General features: G+C 72.7%; 18 protein-coding genes and 1 tRNA gene. 11 read left to right on the forward strand and 8 right to left on the reverse strand.

Features of this window, described 5'->3' with window-relative positions; translation table 11 throughout:
• Window positions 1-183 precede the first annotated feature (183 nt).
• Window positions 184-1,035, reverse strand: coding sequence for a type 1 glutamine amidotransferase (locus PO879_RS13440; protein WP_278235383.1), 852 nt, complete (start codon window positions 1,033-1,035; stop codon window positions 184-186).
• Between the two features lie 70 nt (window positions 1,036-1,105).
• On the opposite strand from PO879_RS13440, the gene PO879_RS13445 reads away from it, so the two are divergent.
• Window positions 1,106-1,708, forward strand: coding sequence for an NYN domain-containing protein (locus PO879_RS13445; protein ID WP_278235384.1), 603 nt, complete (start codon window positions 1,106-1,108; stop codon window positions 1,706-1,708).
• Between the two features lie 88 nt (window positions 1,709-1,796).
• Here the strand turns inward: PO879_RS13445 and PO879_RS13450 are convergent, their stop codons facing one another.
• On the reverse strand, window positions 1,797-3,188 hold the full coding sequence (locus tag PO879_RS13450) for a hypothetical protein (protein WP_278235385.1): 1,392 nt from the start codon (window positions 3,186-3,188) through the stop codon (window positions 1,797-1,799).
• Between the two features lie 132 nt (window positions 3,189-3,320).
• Here PO879_RS13450 and PO879_RS13455 point away from each other — a divergent pair, with 132 nt between their 5' ends.
• The 4 genes from PO879_RS13455 (at window position 3,321) to PO879_RS13470 (ending at window position 6,890) form a co-directional block, all read left to right on the forward strand.
• Complete coding sequence (locus PO879_RS13455; RefSeq protein WP_278235386.1) at window positions 3,321-4,067, forward strand: response regulator transcription factor; 747 nt, start codon at window positions 3,321-3,323, stop codon at window positions 4,065-4,067.
• On the forward strand, window positions 4,064-5,557 hold the full coding sequence (locus PO879_RS13460) for a HAMP domain-containing sensor histidine kinase (protein WP_278235387.1): 1,494 nt from the start codon (window positions 4,064-4,066) through the stop codon (window positions 5,555-5,557). The genes PO879_RS13455 and PO879_RS13460 overlap by 4 nt, the downstream gene beginning before the upstream one ends.
• 103 nt (window positions 5,558-5,660) lie before the next feature.
• Entirely contained in the window at window positions 5,661-6,389 is a 729-nt protein-coding gene (locus PO879_RS13465) for a hypothetical protein (RefSeq protein WP_278235388.1), read from the forward strand.
• A gap of 210 nt (window positions 6,390-6,599) precedes the next feature.
• The gene (locus PO879_RS13470; protein WP_278235389.1) at window positions 6,600-6,890 is read left to right on the forward strand and encodes a WXG100 family type VII secretion target; all 291 of its coding nucleotides are present in this window, start codon (window positions 6,600-6,602) and stop codon (window positions 6,888-6,890) included.
• 107 nt (window positions 6,891-6,997) lie between these two features.
• Here PO879_RS13470 and groL read toward each other — a convergent pair whose 3' ends face one another.
• From groL to PO879_RS13485, 3 genes are all read right to left on the reverse strand, one after another.
• A complete protein-coding gene (gene groL / locus PO879_RS13475) occupies window positions 6,998-8,629 on the reverse strand; it encodes a chaperonin GroEL (RefSeq protein ID WP_278235390.1) in 1,632 nt (543 codons plus the stop codon).
• A gap of 306 nt (window positions 8,630-8,935) precedes the next feature.
• Window positions 8,936-9,595 (reverse strand): LytR C-terminal domain-containing protein, encoded by a 660-nt coding sequence (locus tag PO879_RS13480; protein ID WP_278235391.1) that lies wholly within the window; start codon window positions 9,593-9,595, stop codon window positions 8,936-8,938.
• Window positions 9,596-9,676: 81 nt separating this feature from the next.
• A complete protein-coding gene (locus PO879_RS13485; protein ID WP_278237544.1) occupies window positions 9,677-9,982 on the reverse strand; it encodes a DUF3263 domain-containing protein in 306 nt (101 codons plus the stop codon).
• Between the two features lie 202 nt (window positions 9,983-10,184).
• On the opposite strand from PO879_RS13485, the gene PO879_RS13490 reads away from it, so the two are divergent.
• Window positions 10,185-10,847, forward strand: coding sequence for a uracil-DNA glycosylase (locus tag PO879_RS13490; protein WP_278237545.1), 663 nt, complete (start codon window positions 10,185-10,187; stop codon window positions 10,845-10,847).
• Between the two features lie 35 nt (window positions 10,848-10,882).
• Window positions 10,883-11,716 (forward strand): SGNH/GDSL hydrolase family protein, encoded by an 834-nt coding sequence (locus PO879_RS13495; protein WP_278235392.1) that lies wholly within the window; start codon window positions 10,883-10,885, stop codon window positions 11,714-11,716.
• Window positions 11,717-11,767: 51 nt separating this feature from the next.
• Here PO879_RS13495 and PO879_RS13500 read toward each other — a convergent pair.
• From PO879_RS13500 to PO879_RS13510, 3 genes are all read right to left on the reverse strand, one after another.
• Window positions 11,768-11,843: transfer RNA gene (locus tag PO879_RS13500), tRNA-Thr, on the reverse strand.
• Between the two features lie 111 nt (window positions 11,844-11,954).
• A complete protein-coding gene (locus PO879_RS13505; protein ID WP_278235393.1) occupies window positions 11,955-12,824 on the reverse strand; it encodes a thioredoxin domain-containing protein in 870 nt (289 codons plus the stop codon).
• A gap of 148 nt (window positions 12,825-12,972) precedes the next feature.
• Complete coding sequence (locus PO879_RS13510; RefSeq protein ID WP_278235394.1) at window positions 12,973-14,850, reverse strand: serine/threonine-protein kinase; 1,878 nt, start codon at window positions 14,848-14,850, stop codon at window positions 12,973-12,975.
• A gap of 154 nt (window positions 14,851-15,004) precedes the next feature.
• Here PO879_RS13510 and PO879_RS13515 point away from each other — a divergent pair, with 154 nt between their 5' ends.
• From PO879_RS13515 to PO879_RS13530, 4 genes are all read left to right on the forward strand, one after another.
• Window positions 15,005-16,477, forward strand: coding sequence for a trehalose-6-phosphate synthase (locus PO879_RS13515; RefSeq protein ID WP_278235395.1), 1,473 nt, complete (start codon window positions 15,005-15,007; stop codon window positions 16,475-16,477).
• Between the two features lie 16 nt (window positions 16,478-16,493).
• Entirely contained in the window at window positions 16,494-17,297 is an 804-nt protein-coding gene (gene otsB / locus PO879_RS13520) for a trehalose-phosphatase (protein WP_278235396.1), read from the forward strand.
• Window positions 17,298-17,511: 214 nt separating this feature from the next.
• Window positions 17,512-18,633: a sn-glycerol-3-phosphate ABC transporter ATP-binding protein UgpC gene (gene ugpC / locus PO879_RS13525; protein ID WP_278235397.1), complete on the forward strand. Its 1,122-nt coding sequence runs from the start codon at window positions 17,512-17,514 to the stop codon at window positions 18,631-18,633.
• Between the two features lie 162 nt (window positions 18,634-18,795).
• Complete coding sequence (locus tag PO879_RS13530) at window positions 18,796-20,082, forward strand: DUF4032 domain-containing protein (protein WP_278235398.1); 1,287 nt, start codon at window positions 18,796-18,798, stop codon at window positions 20,080-20,082.
• The last annotated feature ends 141 nt before the right edge of the window (window positions 20,083-20,223 follow it).

Consider the following 20,223-nt stretch of genomic DNA (forward strand, 5'->3'; position numbering starts at 1 on the left):
CCCAGGTAGGCAACCTCCCGGCGAGGTAGGCAACTCCTCGCCCAGGTAGGCAACCTTCTGGCGAGGTAGAGCGCGGCGACCTTGCCTACCTCACGAGCGAATGGCCTACCTCGCGGGTAAGTCGCCTACCTCGCGGGGAACGTGCCTACCTCGGCGGAAAGTTGCCTACCTCGCGGGAGGGCGTCAGGCGGCCTCGGCGTCGGTCGGCGTCTCGACGGCCCGCTCGTCCTCGTGCCCGACGTCGTCGCCCGCGTCGTCTGCCCGCGCGTCGGCGCCCCGTCCGACGCCGGCGGCCACCTGGCCCAGGAACGCCTCGGCCAGCATCGCCCCCGAGCGCGCGAGCTCGACGTCGTGCTCGACCATCTGCGCGTGCACGGCAGCCGTCTCCACGTCGACGTGCGCGAGCGCCCAGCGCACCGCCGTCGTCGGGCCGGCCTCGGGGTGGAACTGCACGCCGAGCGCCGACCCCCACCGGAACGCCTGGTAGGGGTACATCTCCGACCACGCCAGCCACTGCGCGTCCTGCGGCGGCTCGATCACGGCGTCGGCGTGCATCTGCACGAACGACGTCGCGGCGCCCCGACCGTCGAGGTCCTCGGTGTCCTCGGCGCCGGCGGCCCGCGCGAGCGGGGCGACGACGGGGTCGGCGAGGGCCTCGGTGCGCCAGTAGACGGGGACGACGCCGGCCTCGCGCCCGGGCGGGGCGGCCACGGTCACGGTGCCCCCGCCGGCCACGGCCAGGAGCTGCGCCCCGAGGCAGACCCCGAGAGTGGGCAGGTCGGCGGCGACGGCCTCGGCCAGGAGCGACCGGACGCCGGGCAGCCAGGGGGCCTCGTCGTCGGCGTAGGCGTTCATCTGGCCGCCCAGCACCACGAGACCGTCGCCGCACTCGGCGAGCGTCGGGACGGGCTCGCCGGCGAACAGCCGGACCACGCGGGTGTCGCCGAGCGCCGACCGCCACCGGTCGACGGGGACGTCGGAGCTGTGCTGCAGGACGGTGACTCGAGGCACCGCGGAGAACTCGAACTCGGACACGAGCGACGAGACTACTCCGCACGCGCCCGTCGGTCACCCCCCGTCACGCCCCCGCGCGTACGCTGTGCCCATGGCCTCCCCCTTCTCCGAGCCGACCACCGTGCCGGCGCGCGGCACCGCGCGCACCACCTACCTGCTGGTGGACGGCGAGAACATCGACGCCACCCTCGGCATGAACGTCCTCAACCGTCGTCCGAACCCCGAGGAGCGGCCCCGCTGGGACCGGATCACCGGGTTCGCCCAGCGCGTCTGGGGGCAGGACGTCGTCCCCCTGTTCTTCCTCAACGCCACCAACGGCCAGATGCCGATGTCGTTCGTCCAGGCGCTGCTGGCGATGGGCTACCGTCCGATCCCGCTGGCCGCCAGCGGGGACGAGAAGGTCGTCGACGTCGGTATCCAGCGCACCCTGGAGGCCATCGCCGACCGCGACGCGGACGTGCTGCTGGCCAGCCACGACGGCGACTTCCTGCCGCAGATCGAGCGGCTCCTCGACGAGGACCGGCGGGTCGGCCTGCTGGCGTTCCGCGAGTTCGTCAACATGCAGCTCGCGGGGCTGACCACCTCCGGCCTGGAGATCTTCGACCTGGAGGGCGACGTGGACGCGTTCACGAGCCCGCTGCCGCGTGTGCGGATCATCCCGATCGACGAGTTCGACCCGCTGCGCTTCCTCTGACCGGCGTCCGACCGGACCCGCGGCCCCCCGGGCCGCCCTTGTCCCCCGGGCCGCCCAGGTCCCCCGGACCGGGGGCCGCGTCGTCGCGCTACGCGACGTCGGCGGGCACGTCCCGCCGGCGCTCGCCGGGCAGCGCCGCGGACCGCTGGGCGATCGTGATCGCCCACAGCGCCGCGATCGCGCCCAGGACGGTCAGCACGAGCACCACCCACAGGAAGCCGGTCAGGACCACGACGAGGACGGCCGCGACCAGCACGGCGACGCGCAGCGCGTCGGCGTGCGCGCCGACCCAGCGGGCGAGCCGGCCGTCCTGGGCGGTGACCGTGGCCACCCACGGCCAGCGGCGGCCCGCAGCGACCAGCCAGCGCGGACGACCGAGCAGCACGCCGACCACGACGGTCACGACCGCGACGACACCCACGAGCCAGAAGATCTCGTGGATCTCCCCCGCGACGGCCTCGTAGAGGGTGGTCGCGACCCGCTCGCCGTCCGCAGTGCGCGCCACGTCCACCACCAGGGTGCGCAGCTGGGCGACGAGCGCCGTGACCACGACGACGCCGGCGAGCACCCCGAGGGCGAGCTGGACGGCGCCGCGGCGCCGGTCCGGCGCGACCCACACCGTGGCCACGATCGCCAGCACCGTCAGCGCCACCAGCGCCCACACGGCCCGGTCCACGAGCGTCACCGCGCCCTGGACCCCGTCGAAGGTCTCCCGGTCCATCAGCTCCACCTGGCCGAAGCCCTCGGGGAGCTGCCGGCCGAGCGCCTCGACGAGCTGCTCCCGCGCCTCCGGCGCCCGCTCGGACACCGCGTCCGGCACGGGGATGTCGCCGACGACGGCCCCCGCCTCCCCGAGCGACTCGCGCAGCGCGTCGGCGACCAACGGCAGCGTGTTGAGCATGACCGCGTCGTCGGTCAGGTAGACGTTCGGTCGTTCGTCGACGTCGGCCCGGGCCACGGCGACCACCCCGGCGTGCGCACGCTCGACGAGCTGCGGCACCCGGTCCGCGACGGCGTCGGAGGTGAGGGCGCGGTCCACGGCGGAGTCGACCCGCTCCTCGAGCGGTTCGACGATCAACGGGGTCAGGGCGGCGAGCGACGGCCGCTCGACCTGCCCGCCCAGCGCCTCCAGCAGCGGACCGGGTTCGACGTCGACACGGGCCGCCAGGGCTGCCACGAGCGCGGCGTCGAGCTGGTCGAGACGCTCCGCGACCCGGGTGTCGAGGTCGAGCGCGAGCAGCACCTCGTCGGAGACGGTGTCGGCCAGGGCGTCGTAGAACGCCGGGTCGTCGAGGGCGGGCTCGACGGTGTCCATGAACTGGTCGGTGTCGAGCACCGTGCGGTGGGCCCACAGGGCGAGGCAGGAAGCCACCACCAGCAACGTGGTGATCACGACCATCGAGCCGGCGACCCAGCGGCGGACGACGGGTCCGCGGCCGACGGGACGGACGGGCTGCTCGGGCGGGGACTGCTGGGTCACGAGGGTGTCCTCCCTGGTGGTGGCTGCCGGGACGAGCCTACCGACGTCGGGCACCGTGCGGCGCGCGCTGCCCGCACCGCGGACCGGGCCGGCGTTCAGGAAACTTCCAGCCCCACGGCGCACACTGGAGACATGGCCACCACCGACGCCAACGCACCCGAGGCACGCCTCGTCGTCGTCGACGACGAGCCCAACATCCGCGAGCTGCTGTCCACCTCGCTGCGCTTCGCCGGCTTCGAGGTGCACGCCGCCGAGGACGGGGCCGGTGCGTTGCAGCTGGTGCGGGACACCGAGCCGGACCTGGTGGTGCTCGACGTGATGCTGCCCGACATGGACGGGTTCACCGTCACCCGACGCATGCGCGCCACCGGACGGCACACCCCGGTGCTGTTCCTGACCGCGCGCGACGACACCCAGGACAAGGTCCAGGGGCTGACGGTCGGCGGCGACGACTACGTGACCAAGCCGTTCAGCCTCGAGGAGGTCGTGGCGCGCATCCGTGCCGTCCTGCGCCGCACGGCCGGCGGCGAGCCCGAGGACGACGCCGTGCTGCGCGTGGGGGACCTGGAGCTCGACGAGGACTCCCACGAGGTGCACCGTGCCGGGGTCGAGATCGACCTCTCCCCCACCGAGTTCAAGCTGCTGCGCTACCTCATGCTCAACGCCGGCCGGGTGCTGTCCAAGGCGCAGATCCTCGACCACGTCTGGCAGTACGACTGGGGCGGGGACGCCAACATCGTCGAGTCCTACATCTCGTACCTGCGCCGCAAGATCGACCACGTGACGGTCCCGGGACCCGACGGCGCCGACGTCGACCTCCCGGCCCTCATCCACACCAAGCGGGGCGTGGGCTACCTGCTGCGGACCCCGCCGCGATGACGGACCCGCGTCCCGACGGCGAGCGCCGCTGGAGCTGGGTCGCGCGCACGCCCCTGCGCGTCCGTCTGGTGGCGATCATCGTCCTGCTGCTCGGCGCCGGGCTCGTGCTGGCCGGGCTGACGACCCGGACGGTGGTGTCGAACTACCTCGTCGACGAGCTGGACAACCAGCTCACCCAGTCCGCCCAGAGCGTGGCGCGCCTGACGACGCTGAACCCGGCCGAGGGCGGCCAGCGCATCCCCAGCGACTACGCGGTGACGCTGCGCAGCTGCAACGGGCTCGACGGCGGCCCGGTGGGCTGGGAGGAGACCCTCGACCGCTTCGGCGAACCGGAGATCCCCGACGAGTCGCTGGACACCGTCGTGGCCCGCGGGATCAAGCCGTTCACGGTGGGCTCCTCCGGCGGCGGCGACCCGTCCCAGTGGCGCGTCGTGTCGATCCCGTGCAGCCCGTTCCGCGGCGCGGAGGTGCAGGGCGCCGCCTACGTCGCGCTGCCGATGGCGGACGTCGAGGAGACGAGCGAGTACCTGGGCCGTTCGCTGCTGTGGATCGGTCTCGGCATCGTGCTGCTCGGCGGGGCCCTGGCGCTGTGGCTGGTGCAGCGCGCCTTCCGGCCGCTGCGCCGCATCGAGGCGACGGCGGCCGCGATCGCCGAGGGCGACCTGTCGCAGCGCGTGCCGGAGGACCAGCCCGCCAGCACCGAGGTCGGGTCGCTCTCGCTGTCGTTGAACGCGATGCTCACCCAGATCGAGGCGGCGTTCGCCGCCCAGGAGGCCTCGGAGCAGCGCATGCGTCGGTTCGTCTCGGACGCCAGCCACGAGCTGCGCACGCCGCTGGCCACGGTCAAGGGGTACGGCGAGCTCTACCGGATGGGCGCCCTGGACTCGCCCGACAAGGTCGAGGACACCATGGGCCGGATCGAGGACTCGGCACGCCGGATGGGCTCGCTGGTGAACGACCTGCTGGTGCTCGCCCGGCTGGACGAGGGCCGTCCGCTGCGCCGGGAGCCCGTGGACCTGGCCGCCCTGGCCCGGGACACCGCCCAGGACCTGCACGCCCTGGACCCGGGACGCACCGTCCACGTGACCGGACTGCGGCCCGGCGAGCCCCCGCCGTCGTCCCTGCCGGTCACGGGTGACGCCGACCGGCTGCGGCAGGTGCTGACCAACCTGGTGGGCAACGTCGCCCGGCACACGCCGGCCGGCTCGCCGGCGGAGCTGGCCGTGGGCACGTCGCCCGAGGGCGACGCCGTGGTCGAGGTCCGCGACCACGGACCGGGGGTCTCCGCGGAGCAGGCGGACAAGATCTTCGAACGGTTCTACCGGGCGGACTCCTCGCGCAACCGGGAGTCCGGGGGCTCGGGCCTCGGCCTGGCGATCGTGGCCGCGATCCTGGGGGCCCACGGCGGCAGCACCTCGGTGCACGAGACGCCCGGCGGCGGTCTGACCGTGCGGGTTCAGCTTCCGCGCGCGGGCGGCTACGATGCGTGACGGCCTGGTTCCGGGTCGCCCGACGGCAACGTCGGCGGGGCGGCGTAATCTGGAACTACGGCTGGTCACAACATCCGGCCCCTAGGTGAAGGTCTTGATAGCGATGGGCGTGCTCCACGCCGACGCACCACAGTGGTTCCTCTCCGCGTTCGTCCGGACGTGTCACGGAGCCGGCGCCACCGCCTCGGAGGACGACGTCCGAGCGGTCGGGACCGAGCTCATCGACCGATGGTCGGAGACGGATCGCCACTTCCACAACCTGCGCCATCTCGCCGCCGTCCTGCACCGGGTCGACGAGCTCGCGCACGAGACGCACGAGCCGGACCTGGTCCGCCTCGCGGCCTGGTACCACGGCGCCGTGTTCGACGCCGACCGCAAGATCGCCTACGCGACGCGCGGCGGCGAGCAGACCACGCTGAGCGCCGAGCTGGCACGCGACCAGCTCACCGGGCTCGGAGTGCCCGCCCCGCGGGCCGATCGCGTCGCCGAGCTGGTCGAGACCATGGCCCGCCACAAGGCGCTGCCGGGGGACTTCGACTCGGCGGTGCTCAACGACGCCGACCTCGGCATGCTGGCCGCGGAGCCGCAGCGCTACAAGGAGTACGTGGCGGCGATCCGCGCCGAGTACGCGCACATCCCGCTCCCGGACTACCTCGACGCGCGGATCAAGGTGATCTCGAAGCTGCTCGGGCGGCCGCAGCTCTTCGTCAGCCCGCTGGGGCTGACGTGGGAGGAGCCGGCCCGGCAGAACCTCGACGCGGAGCTCCACCGGCTGGTCAAGGAGCGTCGTCGGCTCGAGGCCCAGACCCCCGCGGGGCCGGCCCGCCAGTAGCCCCAGCAGCCGCCGCTCGCCGAGGTAGGCAACTCCGGGCCGAGGTAGGCAACCCCTCGGCGAGGTAGGCAACTCCGGGCCGAGGTAGGCAACCCCTCGGCGAGGTAGGCCGTCGTCCACAGGCTGTGGACGACGGCGGCGCGCCCGCACGCACCCGCCTAGCGTCGTGAGCAGCCCGGTCCACCGGGACCCACGACGAAGGAGCAGCACGTGCGATACGAGGTCGACAGCGATCGGGTGGCGCAGGCGAGCGCGGCGGTGAACGGTTCCGTCGGGGCGATCCGCGCCGAGGTCGGGGCGATGATGCGTCACCTGCAGGATCTCCAGGCGAGCTGGCACGGCAGCGCGGCGACGTCGTTCGCCGGCGTGATGACGCAGTGGCAGTCCGCCCAGACCCAGGTCGAGACCGCCCTGGACTCGGTCACCACCGCTCTGCAGGCGGCGTCGCAGACCTACTCCGACGCGGAGAGCCAGGCGACCCGCCTCTTCGCGACCCGCTGACCCGCACCAGCGCCCCCACGCACGACGGCGGCCGGCCACCTCCGCAGAGGTGACCGGCCGCCGTCGTGCAGCGAGACGCGGTCAGGACCGCGCCGGGCGCGTCGGGATCAGAAGCCCATGCCGCCCATGTCGCCCATGCCGCCGTCACCGGCCGGCGCCGCGGCGGGCTCCGGCTTGTCGGCGACGACCGCCTCGGTGGTGAGGAACAGCGCGGCGATGGACGCGGCGTTCTGCAGCGCCGAGCGCGTGACCTTGACCGGGTCGTTGACGCCCGCGGCCAGCAGGTCCTCGTACTCGCCGGTCGCGGCGTTCAGGCCGTGGCCCGAGGGGAGGTTCTTGACCTTCTCCGCGACGACGCCGCCCTCGAGGCCGGCGTTGATGGCGATCTGCTTCAGCGGGGCCGAGATCGCCGCGTTGACGATCTGCGAACCGGTCGCCTCGTCGCCGTCCAGCTCCAGCTTCTCGAACGCCACGGCACCGGCCTGCAGCAGCGCGACGCCACCACCGGCGACGATGCCCTCCTCGACGGCAGCCTTCGCGTTGCGGACGGCGTCCTCGATGCGGTGCTTGCGCTCCTTGAGCTCGACCTCGGTGGCCGCGCCGGCCTTGATGACGGCCACGCCGCCGGCCAGCTTGGCGAGGCGCTCCTGGAGCTTCTCGCGGTCGTAGTCGGAGTCCGACTTGTCGATCTCGGAGCGGATCTGCTGGACGCGACCCTCGATGAGGTCGGCGTCGCCGGCACCCTCGACGATCGTGGTCTCGTCCTTGGTGACGACGACCTTGCGCGCCTGGCCGAGCTCCTCGAGCGTGGCGTTCTCCAGCTTGAGGCCGACGGTCTCGGTGATGACCTGGCCGCCGGTCAGGATCGCGATGTCCTGCAGCATGGCCTTGCGGCGGTCGCCGAAGCCCGGGGCCTTGACGGCGACGGACTTGAAGGTGCCGCGGATCTTGTTCAGCACCAGGGTCGCCAGGGCCTCGCCCTCGACGTCCTCGGCGATGATCAGCAGCGACCGGTTGGTCTTCATGACCTGGTCGAGCAGCGGCAGCAGGTCCTTGACGTTCGAGATCTTCGACTCGACGATCAGGACGTACGGGTCCTCGAGGACGGCCTCCTGGCGCTCCGGGTCCGTCTCGAAGTAGCGGGCGAGGAAGCCCTTGTCGAAGCGCATGCCCTCGGTGAGCTCGAGCTCGAGGCCGAAGGTGTTCGACTCCTCGACGGTGACGACGCCCTCCTTGCCGACCTTGTCGAGGGCCTCGGCGATGAGCTCGCCGATCGCCGGGTCGCCCGCGGAGATACCGGCCGTGGCCGCGATCTGCTCCTTGGTCTCGACCTCGGTGGCGGCGTTGAGCAGCTGCTCGGTCACCGCGGCGGTCGCCTTCTCGATGCCGCGCTTGACGGCGATCGGGTTGGCACCGGCGGCGACGACGCGCAGACCCTCGCGCACGAGCGCCTGGGCCAGCACGGTGGCGGTGGTGGTGCCGTCACCCGCGACGTCGTCGGTCTTCTTGGCGACCTCCTTGACGAGCTCGGCGCCGATCTTCTCGTAGGCGTCCTCGAGCTCGATCTCCTTGGCGATGGAGACACCGTCGTTCGTGATCGTGGGGGCGCCCCACTTCTTGTCCAGGACGACGTTGCGACCCTTGGGGCCGAGCGTCACCTTGACGGTGTCGGCGAGCTGGTTGAGCCCGCGCTCCATGCTCCGACGAGCTTCCTCGTCGAACGCAATCATCTTGGCCATGGGGATTGATCCTCCGCTGTGGCGTGTCAGTGGTCTGCCGGTGCCCGCGACGGACGACCCGTCCCCGTGCGTTCACATCACGCGCGGAGGCGAGCCTCACCGTTCGACCGAGTGGGTCACTCCGGGTCGACTGTCACTCGACAGTCGAGAGTGCTAAGACATTATTGGCACTCTCGCCCCGAGAGTGCAAGATGTTCGCCCGCGGCGCACAGCGCCGTGGACCGCGGACGACGAAGGCCGGCACCCGCGACGCGTGGGGCGTCGTCGGGCACCGGCCTCCGCTCCCCCGCGGGGGACGCGTGGGTGCTACGGCATCTCGTGCAGGATGGCGAGCACGTCACCGCTGGCCACGGCGACCTCCGTGACGTTCTCGGCGGGGATGCCGAAGGAGCTCGCCACCGCGAGCGCCGTGTCCTCGTCCTCGGCCGTCGCGTACCAGATCGTGTCGACCTCGGGCGGCGTCTGGCCCTCCGGGTAGTCCTCCGGCGAGACGTTGGTGTACCCCTCACCGGCGAGGACGTCGGCGTTGGCGCCGGCCAGGCCCGGGGTGCCGGCCGCGTTGAGCACCCGCACGAACGCGTCGTAGTTCGGCTCGGGGGCCGGTTCCTCCGTCGGCTCCTCCGTGGGCTCCTCGGTGGGCTCCTCGGTGGACTCGCCCTCACCGGACCCCTCGGTCGACCCGTCGCCGGAGGCCTCGCCGCCGTCGCCCTCGGACGCCTCCGGGCTGGCGGAGGTCTCCGGCGCGGCCGACTCCTGCTGCGCGGCCGGCGGGTTGTCGGTGCCCCGGCCGTCGGACAGGAAGGACACGATGCCGACCGCCAGCCCGGCGAAGACGACGGCGACCAGCAGGAACGGCCAGGCAGAGCTCCACCCGCTGCGGGGCTCGCGGTGCACGCCCACGGGCGACCCCTCGGGACCGCGGACGTCGAACTCGTCGGGCGGGTACGGGTAGTGGCTCTTCGTCACGCCGCACAGGGTAGCGGGTCGAGATGGGCACGAGTACAGAGCTTGTTCAGCACGGTGCCAAACCTGTTCAGCGCCGTGGCATCAGCCCCGCGTGCCGTCGAGGCGACGCGAGCTGCGGGCGCGCTGACGGGTCGACCGCATGCGGCGCAGCCGCTTGACCAGCATCGGGTCGTGGGCGAGCGCCTCGGGGGTGTCGATCAGCGCGTTGAGCACCTGGTAGTAGCGCGTCGCGGACAGGTCGAACAGCTCGCGCACCGCCTGCTCCTTGGAGCCGGCGTACTTCCACCACTGCTTCTCGAAGGCGAGGATCTCGCGGTCGCGGTCGGACAGCGCCTCGGCGGCGTCCGACGACGGAGCCTGCGTGGAGTCGACCTCGTGGACCAGCATCTCGCTCATGCGCCCCAGTATGGGGCACTTCGGACGCCGTCCCGGGGAGCCCGGCCCGCGCGTCGCCCCTCCCCCGGGCCCTGCTAGCGTCGCCGTCGTGGAGACGACGCCGGACCCTGCCGCCACCGCACCGCCCGCGCCCCCCGCGGCGCCGCCGTCGGGCACCCCCGCCCCCGGGGCCCCGCCGTCGGGCCGCCCGCCGCTGGACCAGGTCATGGCGCCCGACTGGGCCGCCGCCCTGGCCGACGTCGAGCCGCAGATCCACGCCATGGGCGACTTCCTGCGCGCCGAGGTCGCCGCCGGCCGCCAGTACCTGCCGGCCCCGGGCGACGTCTTCGCGGCGTTCCGGCGCCCGCTCGCGGACGTCAGGGTGCTGGTGGTGGGCCAGGACCCGTACCCCACGCCCGGCCACCCCATGGGACTGTCGTTCTCGGTCCAGCCGGACGTGCGACCGCTGCCGAAGTCGCTGGTCAACATCTTCACCGAGCTCGCCGACGACGTCGGCGCACCGGCACCGAGCACCGGCGACCTGAGCCCGTGGGCGGACCAGGGCGTGATGATGCTCAACCGGGTGCTGACGGTGCAGCCGGGCCGGCCGGCATCGCACCGGGGCCAGGGCTGGGAACAGGTCACCGAGGCGGCGATCAAGGCGCTGGTGGCCCGCGGCGGCCCCCTGGTGGCCATCCTGTGGGGCCGCGATGCGGCGTCGCTCACACCCTGGCTCGGCGGCACCCCGACCGTGGAGTCGGCGCACCCCAGCCCGCTGGCGGCCTACCGCGGGTTCTTCGGCTCGAAGCCGTTCTCGCGCGTCAACGCCCTGCTCGAGCAGCAGGGCGGGACACCCGTGGACTGGCGACTGCCCTGAGCAACCGTCGGCACGAACGGGTGCAGAATGGTCGCGTGGCTTCGCACGACAGCATCCCCCCGTGGTCCCGCTACGTCGCGATCGGCGACTCGTTCTCCGAGGGCCTGTGGGACCCGTACCCGTACGACGACGGCACCCGCGCCCCCGCCGGCACCGAGACGACCGCGGTGCAGCGCGGCTGGACGGACCGGCTCGCCGACCACCTGGCCGAGCGCCGGGGCGACGAGGGTCTGGAGTACGCCAACCTCGCGATCCGCGGCAAGAAGCTGCGCCAGATCGTCGACGAGCAGCTCGACGTCGCCCTCGCGATGCAGCCGGACCTCGTCTCGATCGTCGGCGGCGGCAACGACATCCTGCGCCCTCAGGCGGACATCGACGGCCTGACGGCGACCCTGGAGGACGCCGTGGCCCGCCTGCGCGCGTCCGGGGCGGACGTGCTGATGGGCACCGGCTTCCGGGCCGGCGGCGCCCTGAGCCTCACCAGCGGACGGGTCGGGCAGTACAACGCCACGATCTGGTCGATCGCGCGGCGCCACGGCGCGTACGTGCTGGACAACTGGGGCCTCGGCGCGCTGCACGACTGGCGCCTGTGGTCCGACGACCGCATCCACCTGACCGACGAGGGGCACCGCCGCGTGGCGAACGCCGCCCTGGTCGGGCTCGGCCTCGCGCCGGACGACGACACCTTCGACGACGTGCTGCCGGCGGCCACGGCGCGGCGCCTGCGCGAGCGCGCCCGGGAGGACGCCCAGTGGGCGCGGGCGCACGTGATGCCGTGGGTGCAGCGGCGGCTGCGCGGGACGTCCAGCGGCGACGGCCGGACGCCGAAGTGGCCGACGCCGCTGCCGTGGCCCCCGTCGGAGCGCTGAGCCCGGCGCAGGACCCGTCCGGGACGGGGACCCGCGTGGCGCGGGGAGGGGTGGAGCCGCCTGTCGGGTTCGAACCGACGACCTTCCGTTTACAAGACGGGAGCTCTACCAGCTGAGCTAAGGCGGCGGGGCGGGACCCATCGTACCGAGCACGACGGCCCCGCCGAAGCGCTGTGGGCATGAAATATGCAGCCCGGCTCGCGCTCAGGCTGCATATTTCATACCCACAGCGAAGGGGTTACTCGTCGGCGGACTCGTCCTCGGTCGCCGTGTCGCCCGCGGCACCGCCGCCCTGCACCGCCGCGAGCAGCGCACCGGGCTGGTTCCAGGTCTCGAAGCGCTCGCCGTCCACCAGGATGGTCGGCGTGCCGAAGCCGCCGTTGGCGTTCCACAGGTCCTCGTTCGCCGAGGCCTCGTTCGTCAGCGAGAACACGTACTGGCCGAAGGTGGCGCGGGCCGTCCCGTCGGCGATGCCGGCGGCGACGTCGGCCGGGACGCCGGCCTGCTCGGCGATCGCGGCCATCTCGTCGTCGCTCAGCCCGGAGGTGTTCTCCGACGGCTGGTTGGCGAACAGCGCCTCGTTGAAGGCGTAGAAGGACTCCGGCGCGCGGTCGGCCACCCAGTACGCCGCCGAGGCCGAGCGCGTCGAGAAGTCCGACCCGCTGGACATCCGGTCCAGGATCGACACCGGGTGGAAGACGACGGTCGCGTCACCCTCGGTGAGCATGGTCTCGACGTCGGCGCCGTTGATGTCCTCGAACTGGCCGCAGATGGGGCACATGTAGTCGAGGTACTCGTCGACGACGGGCACGCCCTCGTTCTCGCCGCCGGCCACGAGATCCGCGCCGACGGGGATGCCGCCGCCCTCGAGCGCCGTCGCGGGCACGTTCTCGACCTCGGCGAGCGGGACGTCGTCCACGGCCGTCCGCTCCGCCTCGTTCATGAGGATGAAGACGGCGACGGCGACCAGCGCCGCGACGGCCACGCCGAGCGCGCCGAAGACGATCAGCCGGTTGCGGCGGTCGCGCTGCGCCTGCTGCTGCTGGATGGCGAGCGCCTGGGCACGGGCCTCGTCACGGCGCTGCGCCTTGTTCTGCTTGTTGGACATCTCGGTGCGGGTCCTTCGGGTCGTGACGGGCGGGGCGATCCGGCGGCCAGCCTACCGGTGCGGCCGGGAGGGTGACCGGGGCGCTCGCGGGCACTGCCCGCGCCACGACGCTAGGGAGAGAACCTGGACGGAACCTGGGAAACAGGTCTCAGAACAGTGACGGCGGCCCGTTCATCGGCCACCAGACGATCTCGACGGGGTCGGTGAGCAGCTCGGAGTACAGCACCCACGAGCCGACCAGGCAGATCGCGATCACGACGACGGCCCCCACCAGCCCGGGAGCGAGGTTGTTGAGCAGCCGCCGGGCGCCGTCGCGGGCGGTGCGACCGGCCGGTCCGAACCAGGTCGCCACGACGGCGAGCAGCATGGCCCCCGCGAGCACCCCGGCGAAGACGATGGGAGCGTTGCGTCCGCCGACGGACCGGGACTCGACGTCCTCCAGTGGCGCCACGATCCAGTTGCCGTCCCCGAACAGCCAGTAGCCGCCCATCATCGCCAGCAGGCCGACGCAGCCGCCGACCACCGCCGCGGGGATGACCCCGAGGGCGCCGATCACGGCGTGGTACGGCAGCAGCAGGCCGGCCACCCAGCCGTCGGAGGACCGCACCCCGCGCCGCTCGCGCCGCTCGTGGAACCGCTGGGACGACGTCCCCACGATCCGGCACAGCACGGTCACCCCGCACAGGGCCCCGAACGCCACCAGCGGGTAGAAGGCCGCGAGCACCACGAACGGCACCCCGAGCGCGAGCACGGTGCCCCACCGCCGCCGGTGGACCGGCGGGACGTAGGGGCCCTGCGGTTCCTCGGGGGTGGGGTCGACGTCCTCGGCCGCGTCCGCGATCTCCTCGTACGTCCGGTACCGCACCTCGCCGAGCGGGATCGCGCGCGTGGCGCCGTCCTGCGCCCCGGCGCGGGCCCGCTCCTCGGAGGTCATGGTCTGCGCGGTGCCGGCCGGCGCCTCCGCCGGCGGCACGGGCGGGCCGACGACGGCGGTCTCGTCGGGTGCGGGCGACGCGGTCGGCGAGCCCGCCCCGGGCGACCCCTCCTCCGGCGTGCCGGCGCTGCCGAGGGCGCCGGCCGCCGTCGCCGCCGTCGCGGCACCGGCCGCGACGACGATCCGCTGCGTGGCCTGCGGGTCCGCCTCGATGTCGACGACCTCCCCGGCCCCCTCCTCGAGGTCGCGGCGGATCGCCCGCACCACGTCGGTCGGACCCCACCGCTGAGCCGGGTCGGGCTGCAGGGCCCCCGCCAGCGCGCGGGCCGTGCGGGCCGGCACCCCGACGAGGTCCGCGCGACCCTGCCGGGACCGCTGCAGCACGACGTCGGTGGGCCGCACCCCGAACGGCGACCGGCCCGTCGCGGCGAACGCGAGCAGGGCTGCCCAGCTCCACCAGTCCGTCTCGGGGACCGGGTCGCCGCCGTCGAGCAGCTCGGGGGCGATGTAGCCGGGAGTCCCCATGACGAAGCCGGTCATCGTGGTCCGGGTGTCGCCGGAACTCTGCGAGATCCCGAAGTCGATGAGGCTGGGCCCGTCCCCCGTGACCATCACGTTGGAGGGCTTCAGGTCCCGGTGCACGACCCCGGCGGCGTGCACGGACTCCAGGGCGTCGGCGAGCTGGTCGGCCAGGGAGAACAGGTCGGACACGTCCAGCGGGCCGCGGGCGTCGATCTCCTCCTCGAGGGTGAGCCCCTCGACGAGCTCGGTGACGACGAACGCGTGCGGCCCCTCGAACTCGGCGTCGAGCACCTGGGCCACGGCCGGGTGCCGCAGGCGCTGCAGGGCGGCGACCTCGCGGCGCAGCCGCTGGCGTCCGGCCGGATCGGCGTCGACGTGGGCGTGCAGGACCTTCAGGGCCACCCGTTCGCCCGCGCCGTCCCGGGCCTCGTAGACGGCGCCCATGGCACCGCGGCCGAGCGCGGCGACGACGGTGTACCCGCCGACGTCCGTCCCCGGGGCCAGACCACCGTCCGGTCCGGGCGCGGCCGTCTCCTGGGTCAGTACCTCCGCGTCGTCACCCACAGCCATGACGGACACCGTAGCGTCGCGCCACCGGCCGCGCGCCCCGGCCCGCCGCGGTTCACCCCGCGCGTCGCCGCGAGAGCCTGGATAAGGTGCGCCCAGGACTCCGCACTACCCTGTGCATCGGGTCGGCGTCCACCAACCTTGGGAGAGAACACCTTTGACAGGTCAGGGATCGTCCAGCAGCACGACCGGCAGCACCGAGTCGCCCGGCTACGACCTCGTCGTCGTCGCGAACCGGCTCCCCGTGGACTTCGCCGTCGACGACCACGGGAACCTCGACTGGAAGCGGTCGCCCGGCGGTCTGGTCACCGCCCTCGAGCCGGTGATGCGGGAGAACGACGGCGCGTGGGTCGGCTGGTCCGGCGCCCCGGACCTGGCGCACGAGCCCTTCGAGGCCGACGGCATGCTGCTGGTCCCGGTGACGCTGTCGGCCAGCGAGATCAGCAAGTACTACGAGGGGTTCTCGAACGACACCCTCTGGCCCCTGTACCACGACGTCATCGCTCCGCCGACCTACCACCGGCAGTGGTGGGACGCCTACCGCAAGGTCAACCAGCGCTTCGCCGAGGCCGCCGCCGCCCAGGCGGCGCGCGGCGGCGTGGTGTGGGTGCACGACTACCAGCTCCAGCTCGTGCCGAAGATGCTGCGCGAGCTGCGCCCCGACCTGCGCATCGGGTTCTTCGACCACATCCCCTTCCCCGCCGTGGAGCTCTTCCAGCAGCTCCCCTGGCGCAAGAACATCGTCGAGGGCCTCCTCGGCGCGGACCTCATCGGCTTCCAGCGCGGCGGGGACGCCTCGAACTTCGTGCGCGCCGTGCGCCGGCTCACCGACCACCCGACCCGCGGCTCGATCATCTCGATGGGGTCCGACGACGCGACGCCGGGCCGGCGCGTCCGGGCGGCCTCGTTCCCCATCTCGATCGACACCCAGCACTTCGACGAGCTCGCCCGCAAGCCGGAGATCCAGGCCCGGGCCAAGGAGATCCGCGCCGACCTGGGCGACCCCGAGGTCGTCATGCTGGGCGTGGACCGGCTCGACTACACCAAGGGCATCCGGCACCGGATCAAGGCCTACGGCGAGATCCTCCAGGACGGCCGCATCGACGCCGCGAACACCACGCTGGTGCAGGTCGCGAGCCCGTCGCGGGAGAACGTCGGCGCCTACCAGGAGCTGCGCCAGCACGTGGAGATCCTCGTCGGCCGCGTCAACGGCGAGTTCGGCGAGCTGGGCCACTCGGCCATCCACTACCTGCACCACTCCTACCCGCCCGAGGAGATGGCGGCGCTGTACCTGGCCGCCGACGTCATGCTCGTCACCTCGCTGCGCGACGGCATGAACCTCGTCGCCAAGGAGTACATCGCGGCCCGCTCCGACCTGGGCGGCGTGCTGGTGCTCAGCGAGTTCACGGGCGCCGCCGACCAGCTCGCCCCCGGGCCGCTGCTGTGCAACCCCCACGACATCGACGGGATGAAGAACATCATCGTCGCCGCGGCCGAGATGCCGGCCAAGGAGAAGCGTCGCCGCATGCGGAACCTGCGCCGCAAGGTCATGGGCGACGACGTCGCCAAGTGGTCGAAGTCGTTCCTCGGGGTGCTCACCGCCGTCCCCGCCCGCGACACCTATGTCTGATCGGCACGACCAGGACTTGGCGGAGACCCTGCTCGGCGCGCTCGACCGCTTCGCCGTCGACGACGGCGCGGCCCTGCTCGTCGCCCTCGACTTCGACGGCACGCTCGCCCCGCTGGTGGACGACCCGACGGCCTCGCGCATGACCCCGGCCGCCCGGGACGCCGTCGACGCCCTCGGGGCGACGGCCGCGGAGCGGGTGCGCCTGGCGTTCGTCTCCGGACGGGACCTGGAGGACCTCGCGCTGCGCGCCGCTCCCCCGGTCGGCTCCTACCTGGTGGGCAGCCACGGCGCCCAGACGGGGCACGCGACACCCGACGGGCTCGAGGCGGTGCCCCTGGAGCTCACGGCCGAGGAGCACGAGACGCTCACCGCGCTGCGGGCCGCCCTGGACGAGGCGGTGTCCGGCCGCGAGGGCGCCTGGGTGCAGCACAAGCCGAGCGCCGCCGTCCTGCACACCCGCCTGGCCGGCCCGCAGGACACCGGGGCCGCGGTCGAGGCCGCGGACGCGGCCGCCGCCCGGCTCGGGCTGGAGGCCATGCACGGCAAGGACGTCGTCGAGATCGCGGTGCTGCACACGTCCAAGGGCGAGGCGCTGGAACGGCTGCGCGACGTCGTCGGGCACGACGTCGGCACCGACCGCGTGCGCGTGCTGTACGCGGGGGACGACACCACCGACGAGAAGGCCTTCGCCGTGCTGGAGGCCGGGGACCTGGCGCTCAAGGTCGGTGACGGGGACACCCTCGCGCCGCACCGCGTCGCAGGGGCCGACGACGTCGCCGCGGTGCTGGACCGGCTGCGCGCGTCGTTCGCGGCGCGCTGACCCGTCCGGGCACCGAGACGCCGGACGTGTGACCTGCACGATGGCGTGATCCGGGTCACGGCCGTGTACTATCAATCCGCGCGACGCCGCCGGAACGGTCCGGCGAAGCCGCGCACACAACACAATGTGTCGCCGCTGACACGCCAGTCGTGAACGCAGCACACCCGACCACAACGGATCGTCCGGCACGTACCTGCCGGTGGAGGGAATCATCATGGCTTCGGTCACCTATGACCACGCGACGCGCGTCTACCCGGGCACGGAGCGCCCGGCCGTGGACCAGCTCAACCTGCAGGTCGAGGACGGCGAGTTCCTCGTCCTCGTCGGCCCCTCGGGCTGCGGCAAGTCCACCTCGCTGCGCATGCTGGCGGGCCTCGAGGACGTCAACGGCGGGCACATCTACATCGGTGACCGCGACGTCACCGACGTGCAGCCCAAGGACCGCGACATCGCGATGGTCTTCCAGAACTACGCGCTGTACCCGCACATGTCGGTCGCCGACAACATGGGCTTCGCGCTGAAGATCGCCGGCACCCCGAAGGCGGAGATCCGCCAGCGCGTCGAGGAAGCCGCCAAGATCCTCGATCTCACCGAGTACCTCGACCGCAAGCCGAAGGCGCTCTCCGGCGGTCAGCGCCAGCGTGTCGCCATGGGCCGCGCCATCGTGCGTCAGCCGCAGGTGTTCCTCATGGACGAGCCGCTGTCGAACCTGGACGCCAAGCTGCGTGTCCAGACCCGTACGCAGATCGCCTCGCTGCAGCGCCGCCTCGGCGTCACCACCGTCTACGTGACGCACGACCAGACCGAGGCCCTGACCATGGGCGACCGCATCGCGGTGCTCAAGGACGGTCTGCTGCAGCAGGTCGGCACCCCGCGCGAGATGTACGACACCCCGGCGAACACCTTCGTGGCGGGCTTCATCGGCTCCCCGGCGATGAACATCGGCACCTTCGAGGTCCGCGACGGCAAGGCGGTCGTCGGTCACGCCGCGGTGGCGCTCGAGCGCGACGTGCTCGACCAGCTCTCCGACGCCGACAACGGCAAGGTCGTCGTGGGCTTCCGTCCCGAGTCCCTCGACATCGCGCACGACGACTCGCAGGACGCCTTCCAGGTGAAGGTCAACCTCGTCGAGGAGCTCGGCTCCGACGCGTTCGTCTACGGCGAGCTGCTGTCGGACGGTTCGGCCGGCGACCTGCACTCCGGTTCCTCGGACCAGGTCATCGTGCGCATCGACCCGCGCGAGGTCCCGATGAAGGGTGACACCATCCACGTCACCATCAAGCAGGGCCAGGAGCACGTCTTCGCGCCGTCGACGGGTGCTCGCCTCAGCAAGTGAGCTGCTGACCTCTGACACGACGGGGCGGGTCCGGCCGGTGCGCCGGGCCCGCCCCGTCGTCGTCTAGGCTGACAGCCCGTCCCTCGTCGCTGGTGGCGGGGAACGTTCAGGGTCCGCCGCGACGCGGCGACGTCCCCGACCCGCAACAGACCTGGAGGTGCCGTGGAGCAGCTCAAGATCACCTCCGCGACCCCGAACTCCGCGCTGCTGGACCTGCCGTGGCGCCTCCCGCTGATCGACTGGCCGTCCGACGTCCTCGCGGCGCTCCCGCGAGGCATCTCGCGGCACGTGGTCCGCTTCGTCCGGCTCGACGGCCGCGTGCTGGCGATCAAGGAGATCAGCCAGGACGTCGCCTTCCGCGAGTACGGGATGCTGCGACAGCTGCGCAAGCTCGAGATCCCGTCCGTGCGCCCCGTCGGGGTCGTCACCGGTCGGACCTCCGACAGCGGTGAGCCGCTCGAGGCCGCCCTGGTCACCGAGCACCTGGCGTTCTCGTTGCCGTACCGGTCGGTGTTCAGCCAGTGGCTGCGCGACGAGACCGCGAACCGGCTCATCGACGCGCTCGCCGTCCTGATCGTGCGCCTGCACCTCGCGGGCTTCTTCTGGGGCGACGTCTCGCTGTCCAACACGCTGTTCCGCCGCGACGCCGAGCAGTTCGCCGCCTACCTCGTCGACGCCGAGACCGGTGCCCTGCACCGCGAGCTCACGCGGGGCCAGCGCGAGCACGACCTCGAGATCGCCCGCGTCAACATCATCGGCGAGCTCATGGACCTGGCGGCCGGCGAGCTGCTCGACAGCGAGATCGACGAGGTGGCCTTCGGCAACTCCCTGGTCGACCGCTACCGCGACCTGTGGGAGGCCCTGACCGGCGTCGAGGCCTTCGCGTCCGACGAGCGGTGGCGCGTCGCCGCCCGCATCGAGCGGCTCAACGCCCTCGGGTTCGACGTCGGCGAGCTCGACATCACCACGGACATCGACGGCACGACGGTGCGCATCCAGCCCCAGGTGGTCGACGCCGGTCACCACTCCCGCCGGCTGCTGAAGCTGACCGGGCTGGACGTGCAGGACAACCAGGCGCGGCGGCTGCTCAACGACCTGGACTCGTACCAGGCGGCGACGGACCGGCAGGAGGACGACCCCCAGCTCGTCGCCCACGACTGGCTGCAGAACGTCTTCCACCCCACGGTCCGGGCGGTCCCCCGCGAGCTGCGGCGCAAGCTCGAGCCGGCGCAGCTGTACCACGAGATCCTCGACCACCGCTGGTTCATCTCCGAGCAGTCCGGGCACGACGTCCCGATGCCGGAGACGGTGGCGTCGTACGTGAAGAACGTCCTGCGCTACCGCCCGGACGAGAAGGCGATCCTCGGCATGGAGCCGGGCGACGAGCCCGAGGGGCCGGAGGCGGACTACTTCCACTACGCCGCGGCCGAGCCGGGCGACCGCGACTGATCGCGAGGTAGGCAACTCTCAGCCGAGGTAGGCAAGTTTCTGCCGAGGTAGGCAAGATCTCAGCCAGGTAGGCACACTCCGGCCGACGGAGGGGCGTTACCTACCTCGCGGGAACCTTGCCTACCTCGCGGGAACCTTGCC

The organism is Isoptericola sp. AK164, from assembly GCF_029643425.1.
Lineage (GTDB): Bacteria > Actinomycetota > Actinomycetes > Actinomycetales > Cellulomonadaceae > Isoptericola > Isoptericola haloaureus.

Coding starts and splice junctions, on each gene's coding strand:
- PO879_RS13485 (WP_278237544.1), bottom strand. CDS start 9,982: ATGCTGGTCCACGAGGTCGACTCCACGCAGGCTCCGTCGTCGGACGCC.
- PO879_RS13510 (WP_278235394.1), bottom strand. CDS start 14,850: ATGGCTGTGGGTGACGACGCGGAGGTACTGACCCAGGAGACGGCCGCG.
- PO879_RS13445 (WP_278235384.1), top strand. CDS start 1,106: ATGGCCTCCCCCTTCTCCGAGCCGACCACCGTGCCGGCGCGCGGCACC.
- groL (WP_278235390.1), bottom strand. CDS start 8,629: ATGGCCAAGATGATTGCGTTCGACGAGGAAGCTCGTCGGAGCATGGAG.
- PO879_RS13455 (WP_278235386.1), top strand. CDS start 3,321: ATGGCCACCACCGACGCCAACGCACCCGAGGCACGCCTCGTCGTCGTC.
- PO879_RS13460 (WP_278235387.1), top strand. CDS start 4,064: ATGACGGACCCGCGTCCCGACGGCGAGCGCCGCTGGAGCTGGGTCGCG.
- PO879_RS13505 (WP_278235393.1), bottom strand. CDS start 12,824: ATGTCCAACAAGCAGAACAAGGCGCAGCGCCGTGACGAGGCCCGTGCC.
- ugpC (WP_278235397.1), top strand. CDS start 17,512: ATGGCTTCGGTCACCTATGACCACGCGACGCGCGTCTACCCGGGCACG.
- PO879_RS13465 (WP_278235388.1), top strand. CDS start 5,661: ATGGGCGTGCTCCACGCCGACGCACCACAGTGGTTCCTCTCCGCGTTC.